General features: G+C 71.3%; 13 protein-coding genes. 3 read left to right on the forward strand and 10 right to left on the reverse strand.

Going from position 1 to position 15,561, the window contains the following annotated elements; all coding sequences use genetic code 11:
- Positions 1 to 64: 64 nt before the first annotated feature.
- Positions 65 to 700 (forward strand): TetR/AcrR family transcriptional regulator, encoded by a 636-nt coding sequence (locus ACIBEJ_RS01745; RefSeq protein ID WP_397180648.1) that lies wholly within the window; start codon positions 65 to 67, stop codon positions 698 to 700.
- Here ACIBEJ_RS01745 and ACIBEJ_RS01750 read toward each other — a convergent pair.
- Positions 697 to 1,902: an FAD-dependent oxidoreductase gene (locus ACIBEJ_RS01750; protein ID WP_397180649.1), complete on the reverse strand. Its 1,206-nt coding sequence runs from the start codon at positions 1,900 to 1,902 to the stop codon at positions 697 to 699. The two genes, ACIBEJ_RS01745 and ACIBEJ_RS01750, sit on opposite strands and share 4 nt — an antisense overlap.
- A 184-nt stretch (positions 1,903 to 2,086) precedes the next feature.
- Between ACIBEJ_RS01750 and ACIBEJ_RS01755 the strand changes: the two genes are divergently transcribed.
- Positions 2,087 to 3,016 (forward strand): anti-sigma factor domain-containing protein, encoded by a 930-nt coding sequence (locus ACIBEJ_RS01755; RefSeq protein ID WP_397180650.1) that lies wholly within the window; start codon positions 2,087 to 2,089, stop codon positions 3,014 to 3,016.
- A gap of 90 nt (positions 3,017 to 3,106) precedes the next feature.
- On the opposite strand, the gene ACIBEJ_RS01760 is transcribed toward ACIBEJ_RS01755, so the two are convergent.
- Positions 3,107 to 3,670: a TetR/AcrR family transcriptional regulator gene (locus tag ACIBEJ_RS01760; protein ID WP_397180651.1), complete on the reverse strand. Its 564-nt coding sequence runs from the start codon at positions 3,668 to 3,670 to the stop codon at positions 3,107 to 3,109.
- Between the two features lie 65 nt (positions 3,671 to 3,735).
- Between ACIBEJ_RS01760 and ACIBEJ_RS01765 the strand changes: the two genes are divergently transcribed.
- Positions 3,736 to 5,481: an ABC transporter ATP-binding protein gene (locus ACIBEJ_RS01765; RefSeq protein WP_397180652.1), complete on the forward strand. Its 1,746-nt coding sequence runs from the start codon at positions 3,736 to 3,738 to the stop codon at positions 5,479 to 5,481.
- Between the two features lie 53 nt (positions 5,482 to 5,534).
- On the opposite strand, the gene ACIBEJ_RS01770 is transcribed toward ACIBEJ_RS01765, so the two are convergent.
- From ACIBEJ_RS01770 to ACIBEJ_RS01805, 8 genes are all read right to left on the reverse strand, one after another.
- Positions 5,535 to 6,500 (reverse strand): phosphotransferase, encoded by a 966-nt coding sequence (locus tag ACIBEJ_RS01770; RefSeq protein WP_397180653.1) that lies wholly within the window; start codon positions 6,498 to 6,500, stop codon positions 5,535 to 5,537.
- 45 nt (positions 6,501 to 6,545) lie between these two features.
- On the reverse strand, positions 6,546 to 7,394 hold the full coding sequence (locus ACIBEJ_RS01775; RefSeq protein WP_397180654.1) for an aldose 1-epimerase family protein: 849 nt from the start codon (positions 7,392 to 7,394) through the stop codon (positions 6,546 to 6,548).
- Between the two features lie 48 nt (positions 7,395 to 7,442).
- A complete protein-coding gene (locus tag ACIBEJ_RS01780; RefSeq protein WP_397180655.1) occupies positions 7,443 to 8,450 on the reverse strand; it encodes a LacI family DNA-binding transcriptional regulator in 1,008 nt (335 codons plus the stop codon).
- Positions 8,422 to 9,819, reverse strand: coding sequence for a GH1 family beta-glucosidase (locus tag ACIBEJ_RS01785; RefSeq protein WP_397180656.1), 1,398 nt, complete (start codon positions 9,817 to 9,819; stop codon positions 8,422 to 8,424). Before ACIBEJ_RS01785 ends, ACIBEJ_RS01780 begins: the two co-directional genes overlap by 29 nt.
- Positions 9,816 to 10,640 carry a carbohydrate ABC transporter permease gene (locus tag ACIBEJ_RS01790; RefSeq protein WP_397180657.1) on the reverse strand — a complete coding sequence of 275 codons (825 nt, stop codon included), beginning with the start codon at positions 10,638 to 10,640 and terminating at the stop codon, positions 9,816 to 9,818. Before ACIBEJ_RS01790 ends, ACIBEJ_RS01785 begins: the two co-directional genes overlap by 4 nt.
- Positions 10,637 to 11,764: a carbohydrate ABC transporter permease gene (locus ACIBEJ_RS01795; RefSeq protein WP_397180658.1), complete on the reverse strand. Its 1,128-nt coding sequence runs from the start codon at positions 11,762 to 11,764 to the stop codon at positions 10,637 to 10,639. Before ACIBEJ_RS01795 ends, ACIBEJ_RS01790 begins: the two co-directional genes overlap by 4 nt.
- A gap of 239 nt (positions 11,765 to 12,003) precedes the next feature.
- A complete protein-coding gene (locus tag ACIBEJ_RS01800) occupies positions 12,004 to 13,317 on the reverse strand; it encodes an ABC transporter substrate-binding protein (RefSeq protein ID WP_397180659.1) in 1,314 nt (437 codons plus the stop codon).
- 846 nt (positions 13,318 to 14,163) lie between these two features.
- Complete coding sequence (locus ACIBEJ_RS01805; RefSeq protein ID WP_397180660.1) at positions 14,164 to 15,093, reverse strand: oxidoreductase; 930 nt, start codon at positions 15,091 to 15,093, stop codon at positions 14,164 to 14,166.
- Positions 15,094 to 15,561 lie beyond the last annotated feature (468 nt).

Consider the following 15,561-nt stretch of genomic DNA (forward strand, 5'->3'; position numbering starts at 1 on the left):
GTTCATGCCGTCACGCTAGCCCGCTAAACGGAAAGACCCCTCCACTTGCGCTAATGTGAGAGACATGCCCGCCGAACCCTCTCGGATGGACCTGCGCGCGGACGCGCGGCACAACCGCGACCGCATCCTCGAAGCGGCCACGGCCCTGTTCGCCGCGCGTGGCATCGAGGTGCCCATGGCCGCGATCGCGCGGCGCGCGGGCGTCGGCGTGGCCACCCTCTACCGGCGCTTCCCGACCCGCGAGGCGCTGGTGACGGAGGTGTTCCGTGAGCACCTGGCGACCTGCGTGGCCACGATCGACACGGCGCTGCAGGACCCCGACCCCTGGCTCGGGTTCCGCGCGTTCATCGAGAAGGTGTGCGCGATGAACGCCGTCGACCGCGGGTTCGCGGCGGCGTTCCTGACCGCCTTCCCCCACGCGCTCGACTTCGGCCGCGAGCGCGCCCGCGCCGAGCGGGGCTTCGCCGAACTGGTGCGGCGGGCCAAGGCCACGGGACGGCTGCGCGCCGACTTCGAGCGCAGCGACCTCTCGCTCATCCTCATGGCCAACGACGGCATCACCGCGACCTCGGCGCCGGCCGCGGTGGCCGCCTCCCGGCGCCTGGTCGCCCTCCTGCTCGGTTCCTTCGACACCGCGCCAGCCGCGCCCCTGCCGCCGCCCGCCCCGCTCCCGCTCTACTACCTGCCGGTGCCGGACTAGGCCCGGACCACGGCCTTCGTGCTCACGTGCTCGGGGCGTACGCCGAAGCCCACGAACCGCCGCAGTGCCGCGCCCAGGAAGGGGACGCCGGTCACGTTGGAGGGCAGGCGGGGCGGGTTCGGCCGGTTCTCCAGCGCGACGCTGATGACGCGCTCCTGGAACAGGCGCTGCGCGGCCTGCGTCACCTTCGCGGGGAACAACCGCCGCCGCTGCACCAGATGAAGCGCCGAGTCCGGGATCGGGGCCCCGGAGCGCAGCGACCCGGCCAGCAGGTTGGCGGTGGCCACCGCGTCCTGCACGGCCAGGTTGATGCCGACGCCGAACACCGGCGACATCGCGTGCGCGGCGTCTCCGACGCACAGGAACCCCGGCAGGTGCCAGCGCTCCAGGCGGTTGACCGCGACGGTCAGCATGCTGACGTCGTCGTAGCTCTGGACCAGGTCCACCCGGTCGCCGAGGAACGGCAGCAGCCGCCGCACCGGCTCCCTGAAGGCGTCGACGCCCTGGGCGCGCAGCCGGTCGAAGCCGCCCTTGGGGATCACGTAGGCCATCTGCCAGTAGGTCTCCCTGTTGATGGCGACCATGAGCTTGCCCGGCGACAGCCGCAGGAACGTGAGGTCGAGGTCGGAGGGGTCGCGCGGCATGCGGAACCACAGCACGTCCATGGGCGCCCCGAACTCCCTCGGCACCAGCCCCGCCGCCGCGCGCAGCGTGGAGCGCCGGCCGTCGGCGGCCACGGTCAGCGCGGCCCTGATCTCGTGCTCGCCCGAGGCGTCCCGGTAGCGCAGGCCGCGCACCACGCCGTCCTCGCGGATCAAACCGGTCGCCTCCGCGCTCATGAGCAGCCGGAACGAGGGGTACTCCTTGGCCGCCCCGGTGATCAGGTCGAGGAAGTCCCACTGCGGGACCATCGCGATGTAGTTGTACGGCGTGCGCAGCTCCCTGAGACTGGCCACCGGCTGGAGGCCGTCGTCGGTCAGCGCGTGCACCTGGTAGGTCTTGCGGTGCGGCATCCGGAGGAAGTCGTCGATGAGCCCGAGCTCGTCGAGCACCTGCATGGTCGAGGGGTGGATCGTGTCACCCCGGAAGTCTCTGAGGAAGTCGGCGTGCTTCTCCAGCAGCGTCACCTCGACGCCGGATCTGGCGAGCTGCAGGGCGAGCATGGCGCCCGCTGGACCGCCTCCTGCGATTACACAGCTCATAATTCATCACCCAGTGAAATTGTCGCACGGCACGGGAAAAGCGCAAGGCCCGGCATCCGGCGAGCCCCAGGTTCCGAAGTACAGGCGTGAGCATCGCGACCGTCCGCCCCCGCCACGGCCGTGACGCGCAACCCCGTTCGCGGCGTTCACCGCGCGACGGGCCGTACCGGCTGGGAGCGAACCCATGAACGAAGACCTCCACGCCCTGTCCGGCGCCTACGCCGTGCACGCTCTGCCCGAACTGGAAGGGGAGCTGTTCGAGCGGCACCTGGCCCGCTGCGTGGCCTGCCAGGGCGAGGTGCGCCGCCTGCGCGAGACGGCCGCCCGTCTCGCGCTCCCGGTGGCCAAGCCGCCGCCCGCCGCGCTCCGCCGCCGCGTGCTCGCCACCGCCTCCCGGGTACGGCAGGCCCACACCCCCGCCTACCCCTGGCCGCTCCCCGAATCCGATGCGACGGTCTGGCATCCCCGCCCCGGCGCGCCTGGACCCGACCGGCCCGGTCCGCTGCGGACCGGCGCCACGGGGGCCGGGTCCACGGCCGTCACGCCCGTGCCGCTCCCACCCGGCCGGGCGGCCGGACACCGCCTGCCGGCCATGGCGGGCGGTCGTGGCCGGGCCCGCGGGCGGGGTGGACGGCGGGGCGCCCAGGGGCGGGCGGCGACGGGGCTGGCGGCCGTGTCAGTGGCGGCGGCGCTGGTCCTGGGGGTGTTCGCGGTCCAGGGCCAGCGGCAACTGGAGGCGGTCACGGCGAGCAGGCAGGAGGCGCTCGACCGGCAGAAGGACCTGCTGGAGGTCATGGCCGCCCCCGACGCCCGGGTGCTGCACCGGCCGGTCACCGCCGGGGGCGAGGCCACGCTGGTGGTGTCGAGGGAGCGGGGCAGGATGGTGTTCGCGGCGACCGGGCTGCCGAGGCTGGAGGACGACCAGGACTACGCGCTGTGGCTGATGGGGCCCGGGGGAGCCCGCCCGGCAGGGCTGCTGGACGACGGTGAGGGGATGCTGCGGGCCGTACCGGAGAAGGGGGAGGGGCGGGTGGCGCTGACGGTCGAGCCCGCGGGCGGCTCGCGGCGTCCCACCACCATGCCGATCATGCTCGCCGACCTGCCCTCAGGCTGAGGTCGCGCCCTCAGGGCTCAGGCCGCGACCTTGCGTACCGCCGTCACGGCGGGCGAGCCGTCTGCCTTTCCGGCGGCCGAGGGGCTGCCCTCAGGGGGCGGCGATGGCCTTGCGGAAGGCGAGCAGGCACATGCCGAGCGCGTCGTGCTTGGAGGTCTCCTCGTCGCGGATCTGCTGCCACGAGGCGTACAGAAGCGCCCACATCAGTTGCTGCACCCAGCTCGCCGGCATGCGCGCGTCGATCAGGCCCTCCTCACGCCCGCGCTCGATCATCGTGATCAGCTCCCGGTCGCTGGGGGTCTCGGTCTCCCAGTCGGCCGAGTCGATGAGGTGGGGCTCGGTGAAGGCGAGCATGAGGTAGTCGCCGAGCTCGAAGTACTCCTGCATGAGGCGGTCGAGCACCTGGACCGCCGGTCCCTCGGTCAGCCTGGCGCGGGTGGTGGCCAGGGCGATCTTCTCCAGGAGGTCCTCGGACATCGCGGTGATCAGGTCGGAGCGCTCGGGGAAGTAGCGGTGGATCGTCGTGCGGCCGACCCCGGCGGCCGCCGCCACGTCGCTGAGTGAGGCGCCCGAGTTGCCGGTCATCGTGGCGAAGGCGGCGTCGAGGATGGCGCGACGGGTGCGTGCGCGCAGCCCTGTCTCAGCAACTGTCATGTGCTCACCGTACCACTAAGAAACTCATTTGCCTTTCTTGGAACACGTGTGTTCCACTGTCATCCATGAGTGCTCCGAAAAAGTTTCCGCGACTCCAAATCCTTTGGAGCTTCGCCCGGCCCCACAAGGGCAAGCTGATCCTCGGGCTGTTCCTCGCGCTGCTCGGCTCGGGGATGAGCCTGGCCACGCCGATGGTGACCAAGTGGGTCCTCGACTCGCTGGGCGCGTCGATGTCGCTGGCCGGGCCCATCGCCGCGCTGGCCGGCCTGCTGGTGCTCGGCATCGTGATCCTGACCTGGCAGTGGATCATGCTCGGCGCGCTCGGGGAGCGGGTCGTGCTGGAGGCCCGCGAGTCGATGGTGCGCCGCCTGCTGCGGGCCACGATCCCGGCCGTGACCAGGCGGCCCAGCGGTGAGTACGTCACCAGGGTCACCTCCGACACCGTCCTGCTGCGCGAGGCGGCGTCCTCCAGCGTCATCGGGTTGATCAACGGCGCCATCATGCTCGTGGGCACGCTCGTGCTCATGGGCGTGCTGGACCTCGTGCTGCTCGGCACCACGATGGCCGCGGTCGTCGTGGTGGGCCTGCTGTTCGCCACGCTGATGCCGGCCATCGCCAAGGCCCAGGAACGTGCCCAGGAGCACGTGGGCCGCGTCGGCGGCCGGCTCGAAGGCGCGCTGCGCGCGATCAGGACCGTCAAGGTCAGCCGCGCCGAGGACCGCACCGCCGACCGGATCATCGACGACGCCCGCGTGTCGACGAAGTACAGCGTGACCGCGGTGCGCAGGGAGGCGATCGCCTGGACGCTGGCCTGGTCGGGCATCCAGCTCGCCATCATCCTCATCCTCGGCGTCGGCGCCTGGCGGGTGAGCCTGGGCATGCTGGAGGTCTCCAGCCTGATCGCGTTCCTGCTCTACGCGTTCGCGCTGATGGAGCCGATCACCGAGCTGAGCCAGAACGTCACCGCCCTGCAGGCGGGCATCGCCGCCGCCGAGCGCATCCGCAGCGTCGACTCGCTGGAGCAGGAAAGCTCCGTTCCCGCCGGGGCGGCGGCGGCCACTGCCACGGGCGCGCCGGCGATCCTGGAGCTGCGCGACGTGCGGGCCGCCTACTCGGCCGACTCCGAACCCGCCGTCAGGGGGGTGGACCTCGTCGTCCCGCGCCGCGGGCACGTCGCGATCGTCGGGCCCTCGGGGGCGGGCAAGACGACGCTGTTCTCCCTGATCCTGCGCTTCCTGCAGCCTCAGGGGGGCGAGATCCTGCTGGACGGCGTGCCGTACCGGGACCTCACGCACGACCAGGTGCGCGCCCGGCTCGCCTACGTCGAGCAGGACACCCCCGTCGTGCCCGGCACGATCCGCGACAACCTGCTGCTGTCGCACCCGGAGGCGGGAGAGGAGGAACTGCTCCGGGTCCTGCACGACGTACGGCTGGCCGACATGGCAGCCGACCTCGACGAGGAGCTGTCGCCGACCTCGGTCTCCGGCGGCCAGCGCCAGCGGATCGCGCTGGCCAGGGCGCTGCTGCGCACCCCCGACGTGCTGCTGCTCGACGAGGCCACCGCGCAGCTCGACGGCCTCACCGAGGCGGCCGTGCACGACTGCATCGCCGACCGGGCGAGCAAGGGCGCCGTGGTGACGATCGCGCACCGGCTGTCCACCGTGATCGACGCCGACACGATCGTCGTCCTCGAGGACGGCAGGGTACGCGCCCAGGGCACCCACACGGCGCTCCTGGAGACCGACGAGCTCTACGCGAGCCTGGTCGAGGCGCTCAGCCTGGCCGAGGGCAGGAGCCCCGCCGCGGCCTGACCAGTGCCGGACGGGCGGTCCCTGGGCACGGGGTCTCCAGGGGCCGCACCCGGTCAGCGCAGCGCCTCCACCGCCTTGACCAGCGAGGTCGTGGCCAGGTCGCGCAGCGGCGCGTACTCCTCCTCGGGGTACTGCCGCGGCCCGTTCTCCACCAGCAGGATCAGATAGAGGTAGGTGCGGTAGAGGTCGAGGCGGGCCAGCGCGGACGGCGTCAGCTCCAGCGGCCGCACCTCCCGGTAGCCCGCCAGCAGCGGATCGTTCTCACCGACCTCGCCGAAGAGCGTCGGGGTGATGAGGTCGGCCAGCGGATCGCCCCAGAACGCGCGCTCGTGGTCGATGATCGCCTGGATCCCGCCGTCGGCGGTGAGGAAGACGTTGCCCGGCCACACGTCGAAGTGGACCAGGCTCGGCGTGCGCACCTCGTCCAGCACGGGCGCGGCGGCCCGCGCCACCCGCCTGATCTCCTCGGCGGGCAGCGGCAGCGGCGTCGGGTAGCGCAGCGTGTCGTCCAGCAGCGCCCCGAGCATCGCCAGGTACGCCGCGCGCCAGGTCGGGCCGGTGATGCCGTTGTGCGGATAGCCGAACTCCGCGCCGGTCACCGAGGCCAGCGTGGCCAGGTGCCGGCCGAGCTCGCGCCGCACGTCCTCGGGGGAGTCCGGCTGGGTGCGGTTCCACGGCGTGCCGTCGAGCGCGCGCAGCACCAGGTAGTCGCCGCCGAGCACCGGATCGTCGAAGCCGGCCCGCAGCAGCCCGGCCACCGGCACCCCTGCCGCTGCGGCCAGTTCGATCGCCCGCGCCTCCATGCGCAGCAGGTTGCGTTCGTAGGTGAGCTGGTCGAGGTCGGGCGACGGGGAGAGCTTGAGCACCACGTCGCGGCCGTCGTCCAGCCGCACCCGCCACACGGCGTTGGCGAAGCCGTCGGTCAGCTCGCCCGCCTCGGCGACGCCGGTGCCCATCGCCCGCCTGAGCAACGCGTCGAGCTGCTCGGGGGACAGACGGCGCTTGGTTCGGCTCTCCACGGAGCGAAATTCTGTCCGCTTCGACGGGTGATCGTCTAGTACGTCCTAGACGGCGCTGATCGTCCAGCTCGCCGCGTGCCGCTCGCCCGGACCCAGCACCACCAGGTCCGTACCCGAGTTGAACGCGTCCGGCGGGCACGTCATCGGCTCCACCGCCACACCCTCGTACCCGAGCTGCCCGCCGGTGCACACCTGCACCCACGGCAGCACGGCCGGGTCCCACGTCACGCGTGTGCCGCCGACCCGCACCTCGCCCGCCGTCAGCGCGGTGAAGGCGTGGTCGACGTCCTGGCCGGCGAGCGCGCGCGGCGTCCTGAAGTCGTACGGCGTGCCCGCCACCTCCTCCACCGTGCTGGGCAGGCTGCGCTCGTCGTTCAGCATCACCCTGGCGGCGGGGACGTGGAGCACGTCGGACTCGCCCAGCAGCCACGGATGCGGCGCGCACCCGTAGGGCGCCGGGCGCTCCCCGGCGTTGCGCGCCGTGACGGTCGTGGTCAGCCCGCCGGCGTCGAGCCGGTGGAGCACCTGCAGCTCCAGCGTGAACGGGTATCCGGGCGCCGGCGTCACCGTGTGGACCAGCCGGGCGAAGGCGTGCTCGTCCTCGGCGGCCAGCCACTCCGCCACCCGCCACTCGGCGGCGGAGACCAGCCCGTGCAGGGCGTTGCCGCGCTCGGGCTCGGTCAGCTCCAGCCGGTGCTCGGCGCCGTCGAAGGAGTAGCGGCCGTCCGCGACCCGGTTGGGCCACGGGGCCAGGATCGTGCCGGCGTAGAACGGGACCGGGCCGTCCTCCGGCCACGACGTCACGAGGTCGCGCCCGCCGTGCCTGAGCACGCGTACGGCGGCGCCGCGCGGGCTGATCTCGGCGGTGTAGCCGCCGCCGGACAGAGAGGGCACGGGGGAGTCCTTTCGCCAACGCTCGGGTCTGCTAAGGATATCCGCTGGTCAAGCGGAGGCCCGCCGTACCAGATGCGTGTCGAGGATGACGACCGGCTGGCTCAGGTCCTCGCCGTTGATGCGGGCCACGAGCAGGTGGGCCATCTGGCGGCCCATCTGCTCGGTCGGCTGGTGGACGGTCGTCAGCGGCGGGTCGGTGTGCAGGGCCGCCTTGGAGTCCTCGAAGCCGACCAGCGCGACGTCGCCCGGCACGCTCCGCCCGGCCGCCTTCAGCTCGCGCAGCGCGCCCACCGCCATCAGGTCGGAGGCGGCGAACACCGCGTCGAGGTCGGGATGGCCGGCCAGCAGCGTGCGCATCGCCGCGGCGCCGCTCTCCTCGGAGAAGTCGCCGTAGGCCACCAGGCCGGGGGCGCCGGAGGCCGCCAGCGCGTCGCGGTAGCCGGCCAGGCGGTCGACGCCGACGCCCATGTCCTGGGGTCCCGCGACGGTGGCGATGCGGGTGCGGCCGGTGCCCAGCAGGTGCTTGACCGCCTGGCGGGCGCCACCGCGGTTGTCCATGTCGACGTAGCTGTAGGGGTCGAGGCCGACCGGGCGGCCGCCCAGCACGGTCGGCACGCCCATCTCCTCCAGCCGTCCCGGCAGCGGGTCGGCGCCGTGCAACGACAGCAGCAGGACGCCGTCGACGTGCTGGCCGGTCAGGTAGTGCTCCAGCCGCTCGTGCTCCTCCGGCGACTGGGCCATCGCCAGGATGAGCTGCAGCCCGGTCTCGGCCAGCGCCGAGCCGATGCCCCTGATCGTCCCGGCGAAGTACGGCTCGTCGAAGACCCGCAGCTCCGACTCCGACACCACCAGCGCCACGGTGTCGGTGCGGCGGGTGACGAGCGTGCGGGCCGCCCGGTTGGGGACGTAACCCAGCTCGTCGATCGCCTGGCGCACGGCGGCGCGGGCCTTCGCGCTGACGTTGGGCGAGCCGTTGATGACCCTCGACACCGTGCCGCGCCCGACCCCGGCGCGGGCGGCGACGGCTTCAAGAGTCGGTCGGTTCATGGCCACCATTCTGCCGGATGATCTCCGCGTACCAGAGAGCGCTGTCTTTGAGCAGACGGCGCTGGCTGGCGAAGTCGACGTGGACGAGGCCGAAGCGTTTGCCGTAGCCCCACGCCCATTCGAAGTTGTCCAGGAGCGACCAGGCGAAGTAGCCCTGCAGCGGGATGCCGCGGCGGGTGGCCTCCAGGCAGGCGGACAGGTGTTCGCGCAGGTAGGCGATCCGGCCGGGGTCGTGGACGCGCTCTCCGTCCACGTGGTCGTCGAAGGCGGCGCCGTTCTCGGAGACCACCAGCGGGATCGCCGGGTACTCCTCGCGCACCCGCGTCAGCACCTCCAGCAGGCCGGCCGCGTCGATCTCCCAGCCCATCGCGGTGACCGGGCGCCCGCCGGAGACGAACGAGACGTGCTCGCTGCCCACCCACGGCGAGCCCGCCGCGGTGGGCGCCGCCGCGGCCGAGGCGGCGCCGGGGCGGGAGGAGACGGTGAAGCGGCTGTAGTAGTTGACGAGCAGGAGGTCGATCGGCTCACTGATCACCGCCAGATCCCGATTTTTCATGAAATCCAGGTCCATGCGGAGATCGTCGAGGACGTCGGAGGGATATTCGCCTTTGAGCAGGGCGTCCAGGAAGAAGCGGTTCTGCAGGCCGTCGATGCGGCGGGCGGCGTCGTGGTCGTCCGCGGTGGCGGGCGTGATCGCGTAGAGGTTCACGCAGCCGCCCACCCGCGCCGGCCGCAGCGCCTGTACGGCCAGCCCGTGCGCCAGGTTGAGATGGTGCGCCGCCCGGATCGCCGCCGCAGGCTCCCGCCGCCCCGGCGCGTGCTCACCCGAGGCATACCCCAGGAACGCCGCGCACCACGGCTCGTTGACCGTCGCCCACGTGTGCACCCGGTCGCCCAGCGCCTCGCGCACGGCGGCGGCGTAGTCGGCGAAGCGGAAGGCCGTGTCACGCTCCGGCCAGCCGCCCCTGTCCTCCAGCGCCTGCGGCAGGTCCCAGTGGTAGAGCGTCAGCCACGGCTGGATGCCGTGCTCCAGCAACTCGTCGGTCAGCCGCCGGTAGAAGTCGAGGCCCTTCGCGCTGAACGCGCCCGAGCCGTCCGGCTGCACGCGCGGCCAGGAGACCGAGAACCGGTAGGCGCTCAGGCCCAGCTCCGCCATGAGCCGCACGTCGTCGCGGTAGCGGTGGTAGTGGTCGATGGCGACGTCCCCGTGGTGGCCGCCGACCACCCGGCCGGGCACGCGGGTGAAGGTGTCCCAGATCGACCGGCCGCGCTCGTCGGCCGCCCCCTCGATCTGGTAGGCCGAGGTGGCCGCGCCCCAGGCGAACCCGGCGGGGAAACGCCCGGGCGCGTGCCGTACCTGATCCTGCTGGGTCGTCATGCCTTGACCGCGCCTTCCATGAGCCCGCCCACGATCTGGCGGCCGAACAGGACGAACACCACGAACAGCGGCAGCACCGAGGCGGCCGTGCCGGTGAACAACATCACGTAGTCGGTGCCGTGCGCCGAGTTGAGCGCCGCGATCGACGTCTGCACCACCGGGTTGTCCGGGTTCAGCACGATGAGCGGCCACAGGAACTCGTTCCACGTCTGCATGAACACCAGCAGCGCCAGCACCGCCATCCCCGGCCGCAGCGCCGGGAGCACGACCCGCCAGTAGATGCCGAGCGTGGCCGCGCCGTCCACCCGCGCCGCCTCCACCAGCTCATCGGGTACGGCCTGCGCCGCGTACTGCGTCATCATGAACACCCCGAACCCGTTGACCAGGAACGGCAGGATCACCGCCTTCAACTGCCCGGTCCACCCCAGCGTGACCATCAGCTCATACAGCGGCACCACGCCCATCTGCTGCAGCGGCACCATCATCGTGACCAGGATCAGCCCGAGCAGCAGCCGCGAGCCGGGGAAGCGCAGCTTGGCGAAGGCGAACCCGGCCAGCGTCGAGATCGCCACCACCGACAGCGTCACGGTGCCCGCCACGATCGCCGAGTTGAACAGGCCGGTCAGGAAGTGGGCGTCCTCGGTGGCCAGCAGCCGCTCCACGTTCTCGCCGAGCAGGCCGCCCGGCAGCAGGGGCGGAGGGGTGTCCAGCGCGTCCTCGTTGGAGCGCGTGGCCATGATGAACATGTAGTAGATCGGGAACGCCGACAGCACGAGCGCCACCGCCAGCGCGATCCTCGTCGTGATCGTGGCCCGGTTCATCGGATCCGCCTCGTGAACAGGTAGTTGACCAGGGTGCCGAGCAGGATCAGCACGAACAGCAGCCAGGCGGCGGCAGCGGCGTACCCCATGTCGAAGTCGCGGAAGCCCTCCTTGACCACGAACATCGCCACTGTCTGGTACTGGCCGGTGGTGCCGCCGGTCATCATCGGATTGCCCTCGAACATGACCGGTTCGGCGAACAGCGTCAGGCCGCCGATCGTGGAGACGAACACCACGAACACCAGCGTCGGCCGGAGCATCGGCACGGTGATCCGCCAGAACTGGCGCCTCGGGGAGGCGCCGTCCAGGGCCGCGGCCTCGAACAGCTCGCGGGGGATCGTCTGCATCGCCGCCAGCAGGATGATCGCGTTGTAGCCTGTCCAGCGCCAGTCGATCATCACGGCGATGGCGATCCAGGAGGACCACTTCTCGTTCTGCCAGGTGATCGGGGTGCCCAGCAGCCAGTTGACCAGGCCGTAGTCGCGGCTGAAGAGCTGACTGAACACCACCGCCACCGCGACCACCGAGGTGACCAGGGGGAGCAGGACGCCCAGGCGGAGGATGAGGCGGCCCCTGAGGCGTTTGTTGAGGGCGTTGGCGAGCATCAGGGCGAGCAGCAGTTGCGGGACCGTGGCCAGGACGAAGATGCCCAGCGTGTTGACCACGGCGTTCCAGAACTCGGCGTCGCCGATCAGCTCGGTGTAGTTGCCCAGGCCGAGCCAGGTCTTGTCGCCTGCCAGTTCCCAGTCGTGCAGGGAGATCCAGAGGGTGTAGGCGAGGGGGAAGGCGCCGAAGACGGCGAACAGGAGGTAGTAGGGGGAGACCAGGAGGTAGGGGGTGGCCCGCAGATCAAACCTGGACCACCGGCTGGTGCCCGGCTCCCGGCGTGCGGCGGGCCGTACCCTCCGGTCCTGCCGGTCCTGCCGTACCCGCTGGTCCTCCTGATCCTGCCGGTCCTGCCGTACCTGCCGGTCCTGGCGGTCCTGGCGGTCCTGGCGGTCCTGGCGGTCCTGGCGGTCCTGCCGGTCCTGCCGGTCCTGCCGTACCCGCTGGTCCTGCCGGGCCCAAGGCCGTCTCGCCTGCTGGTCCTGCGGCCGTCTCGCCTGCGGCTCCTCCGGCGGCACTCGCGATGGTGGCTCCGCCAGCGACGGCTCTCGCGATGCCGGCGTGGCGGGCCCCGACGCCTGTTCCGCTCGTGGCCCCTCCGCGTGTGCTCCCTGCCGCTCTTTCAGCTCTGAGGGCGTCTGCGCTTGTGCTCCCTGCCGCTCCCGCGGTTGCCATTGCTGGGCTTGGGCTTGGGCTTGGGCTTGGGCTTGGGGTTGGGGTTCGGGGGATGGTGGTGGTGCCAGGTTACTGGGCATGTTCAGCCCGCGGCCTTCACGCCGGCGGCCACGAACCTGGCCCATGCCTCCTCATACGGCACCGCCCCCTGGTCCATGCCCTCGATCACCTTCTCGACGGCCGTCTTGACCTGGGCGTGCTTCTCACCCAGGAACATCGGCAGCAGATCCTTGACCGAGGCGGAGAAGATCTGGCCGGTCGGGGCGTCGCCGAAGTAGGCGTTCTTCAGGCCGGTCACCTTCGGATCCTGCTGCGCGGGCAGCGAGCTCGGGAACGCGCCCGCCTCCTCGAACGCCATCACGTGGCCGTCCTTGCCGGTCAGGTAGTTGAGGACCTCGGCGGCCTCCTTGGGGTGCTTGCTCTGCTTGGGTACGGCCAGCCACGACCCACCCCAGTTCCCGGCCCCACCGGGCACCGCCGCGACATCCCAGTTGCCCTTGTTGCCCTCCCCGGCCTTGCCCTCGATGACGCCGAGCATCCACGACGGGCACCCCATCGTCGCGAACCCGCCGCCCTTGATCGCCTTGTCCCAGGCAGGGCTCCACGCCTGCAGCTTCGCCGTCATGCCGGCCTTGCTGAACGTCTGCACCCAGTCGAACGACGTCTTGATCGCCGGGTTCGACTCGATGACGAGCTGGTTGCCCTTGTCGAAGTAGGCGACGTTGCCGTTCTTGGGGGCCTCCTGGGAGAGGATCACGTTGTAGATGGTGTTGGGGCCGTCCATGAACTTCGCCCCGGTCTTGGCGGCCTCGAACTTCCTGCCGGTGTCGAGGAAGGCGTTCCAGTCGGGCCAGAGCTTGCCGACCTCCTCGCGCTCTGTGGGCAGCCCGGCCTTCTTGAACAGGTCCTTGCGGTAGCACATCGTCATGCCGCCGATGTCGGTGCCGAGGGCGAACAGCTTGCCGTCGCCGTTGACACCCGCCGCCCACTTGGCCGCGGGGAAGTCGGCTTCGCGGTTGCGCAGGCCGTACTGGCCGAGGTCGGTGAAGAACTGCGGACGGGCGGCCATGAGCCCCATGGCGCCCTCGTCGATCGCCACCACGTCGGCGGCGCCGCTGCCAGCCTGGAGGCGCTGGAGGAGTTGGGGGAGGTAGACGTCCTCGAAGCGGTCGGTCAGGTTCTGGTACTTGACCTGGATGCCGGGGTGAGCGGCGTTCCAGGTCTCGACCGCCTTGTCGTAGCCGAAGTTCTCCCCGCCGCCGAAGGTGTGGACGGTGATGGTGACCGGTTCCGCCTTGGCCTGGGCTGAGGACGGGGTCTGCGGGGTGGAGTTGGTCCCGCAGGCGGCGAGGGCGGCGGTCATGACCGCGGCGGTGGCCAGACGCGTGTGCTTCATTTCTGCCCCTTGGGGGTGGGGGATGTAAGAGCCTTCTGGGAGCGCTCCCATGAAGCGTGCATCAGCCCGCCCCGCCCGTCAACGACACGACACGCAACCGTTACATTCCGCACGCCTCCGGCCGCCAATACCGGATACCAGCCCCCAAACCACCCAAGAGTACCTGTTGGGAGCGCTCCCGCCGCACTTCACCCCTCCAACCCCCAGCCCAGACCAAACCACCCCCCTACACGCCAGGCGGCGCGAGGAGGGGTGACTGGGCTCGACAGTGGCGCCAGTGGGGCCGGCCAGGCAACCGGATGGCCGGGCAACCACGCTGTCAGGCAGCCGTGCCTGTCAAGCAACCGCGTGGTCAGGCAACCGTGTGGTCAAGCAGGCGTGTGGTCAGGCGGGTGTGTGGCCGGGCAGGCGTGTGGTCAGGCGGCAGCGCGGTCAGGCCGCTGTTTAGCCAGGCGGACGTGTGGTCAGGCAGGTGTATGTGGTGTCAGGCAGCCCTCTGGCCAGGCAGGCGTGTGGTCAGGCAGGCGTGTGGTCAGGCGGGTCAGGCGGCTGTGTGGTCAGGCAGGTGTGTGGTGTCGGGCCAGCCCTCTGGTCAGGCAGGTGTGTGGCCAGGCAGGTGTGTGGTCAGGCAGGTGTGTGGTCAGGCAACTGGCTGGACTGGCAGGTGGGCGGGCCGGGTGGTCGGGTGGCCTGACTGGTGGCTCGTCTCCGGTGTCCTGTGTGGGTTGAAAGGGGTGGGTGATAGCTGGAGTGGCTATTGGGGTTTGTGGGGTTGGGTGGGTGATGGGATTTTTTATTACGAATGGATAACGGGTGGGGAGATCTATTTAACGGAGAAAGGTAGATCTATTTGGCGGGAGTCGTACTGGAGGGAAAGTCGTAATGGACGCCGGTTAGGGATTCGGAGGCGGTCCATAGGCGGGCGGCGACTGTTCGGTCCTTGGAGGCGGGGGAGGAGTCGACGAGCGTCGGGTGGCCGCCTGAGCCGAAGGGGCCGTCGGGGCCGACGTAGCTGCCGCCGGCCAGGCCGCGTTCCGTGGCGGCGTACAGGAGGGGGAGGGCGCCGCGTTCGGCGGTCTGGGCGAACAGGATGTTGCCGATCCGGGCGCCGAACTCCAGGATCGGGTTGCCCTCCATGCGGGGGCCGGCGGCCTGGAGGTTGGTGGCGGCGTAGCCGGGGTGGGCCGCGACGCTGGTCAGAATGCCGGTGGCGCGGCGCTGGAGCTCGTAGGCGAACAGGAGGTTGGCCAGCTTGGACTGCGCGTAGGCGGGCCACTTGCTGTAGGAGCGTTCGCTCTGGAGGTCGTCGAAGTTGATGCGGCCCGACCTGTGCAGGCTGCTGCTCACCGTCACCACGCGCGGGTCGGGGCGCTCCAGGAGGCGGGGGAGCAGCAGGCCGGTCAGTGCGAAGTGGCCCAGGTGGTTGGTGCCGAACTGCATCTCGAAGCCGTCCACGGTCTGCCGGTACGGCAGCGCCATCACGCCCGCGTTGTTGACCAGGACGTCGAGCCCGGTGGTGTGGGCCGCGGCGAAGGCACGCACCGAGGCCAGGTCGGCCAGGTCAAGCTGCCTGACCTCGATCGAGGCGCCGGGGGCGGCCTTCCTCATCCTCTGGGCGGCGGCCTCGCCCTTGGCGACGTCCCGGCAGGCCAGCACGGTGGCGGCACCACGCCTGGCCAGTTCACCTGCGGCGATCATCCCGATGCCGCTGTTGGCTCCGGTCACCACGGCCGTCAGGCCTGACAGGTCGCCGATGTCCGCTGCGGTCCATCCCATGACCCCTCCAAACGTGATCACCGTCACCCTAACCCGCCCACACCCTCCCGGGTCGCCGGGCAACGCCGCGAGCACGAGGGCCTGAGCGCGAAGGACCGCGCTGAGAAACGACTGCGTCCCGAGCGGGCCCTGGGTGGGGTATGGGCGGTGTGGTGGCACGGGGTGGAGGCTACGCGGGGTAAGGGGCCGCGGGAGGGGGCTACGCGGGGTAAGGGGCCGCGGGAGGGGGCTTGCGGGCGTCGTGGCGGTGGGAACCCTGTCCGACCTGCGCGGCGCCCGATGATCGGCGCCAGCCCACGGCGGCGGGAGGTAGGGGCGGTGGCTTGCCGTAACGGAAAGGCGGCCGTGAGGGGCCGCGGTGAGGTGCCGAGGGGCGAGAGGCGTGGCGTGGAGAGGTGCGGAGGGGCGAGGGTGCGGGGAAGGGCGAGAGGCGTGGCGTGGAGAGGTGCGGAGGGGCGAGGGTGCGGG

Origin of the sequence: Nonomuraea sp. NPDC050790, from assembly GCF_044456745.1 — a bacterium.
Lineage (GTDB): Bacteria > Actinomycetota > Actinomycetes > Streptosporangiales > Streptosporangiaceae > Nonomuraea.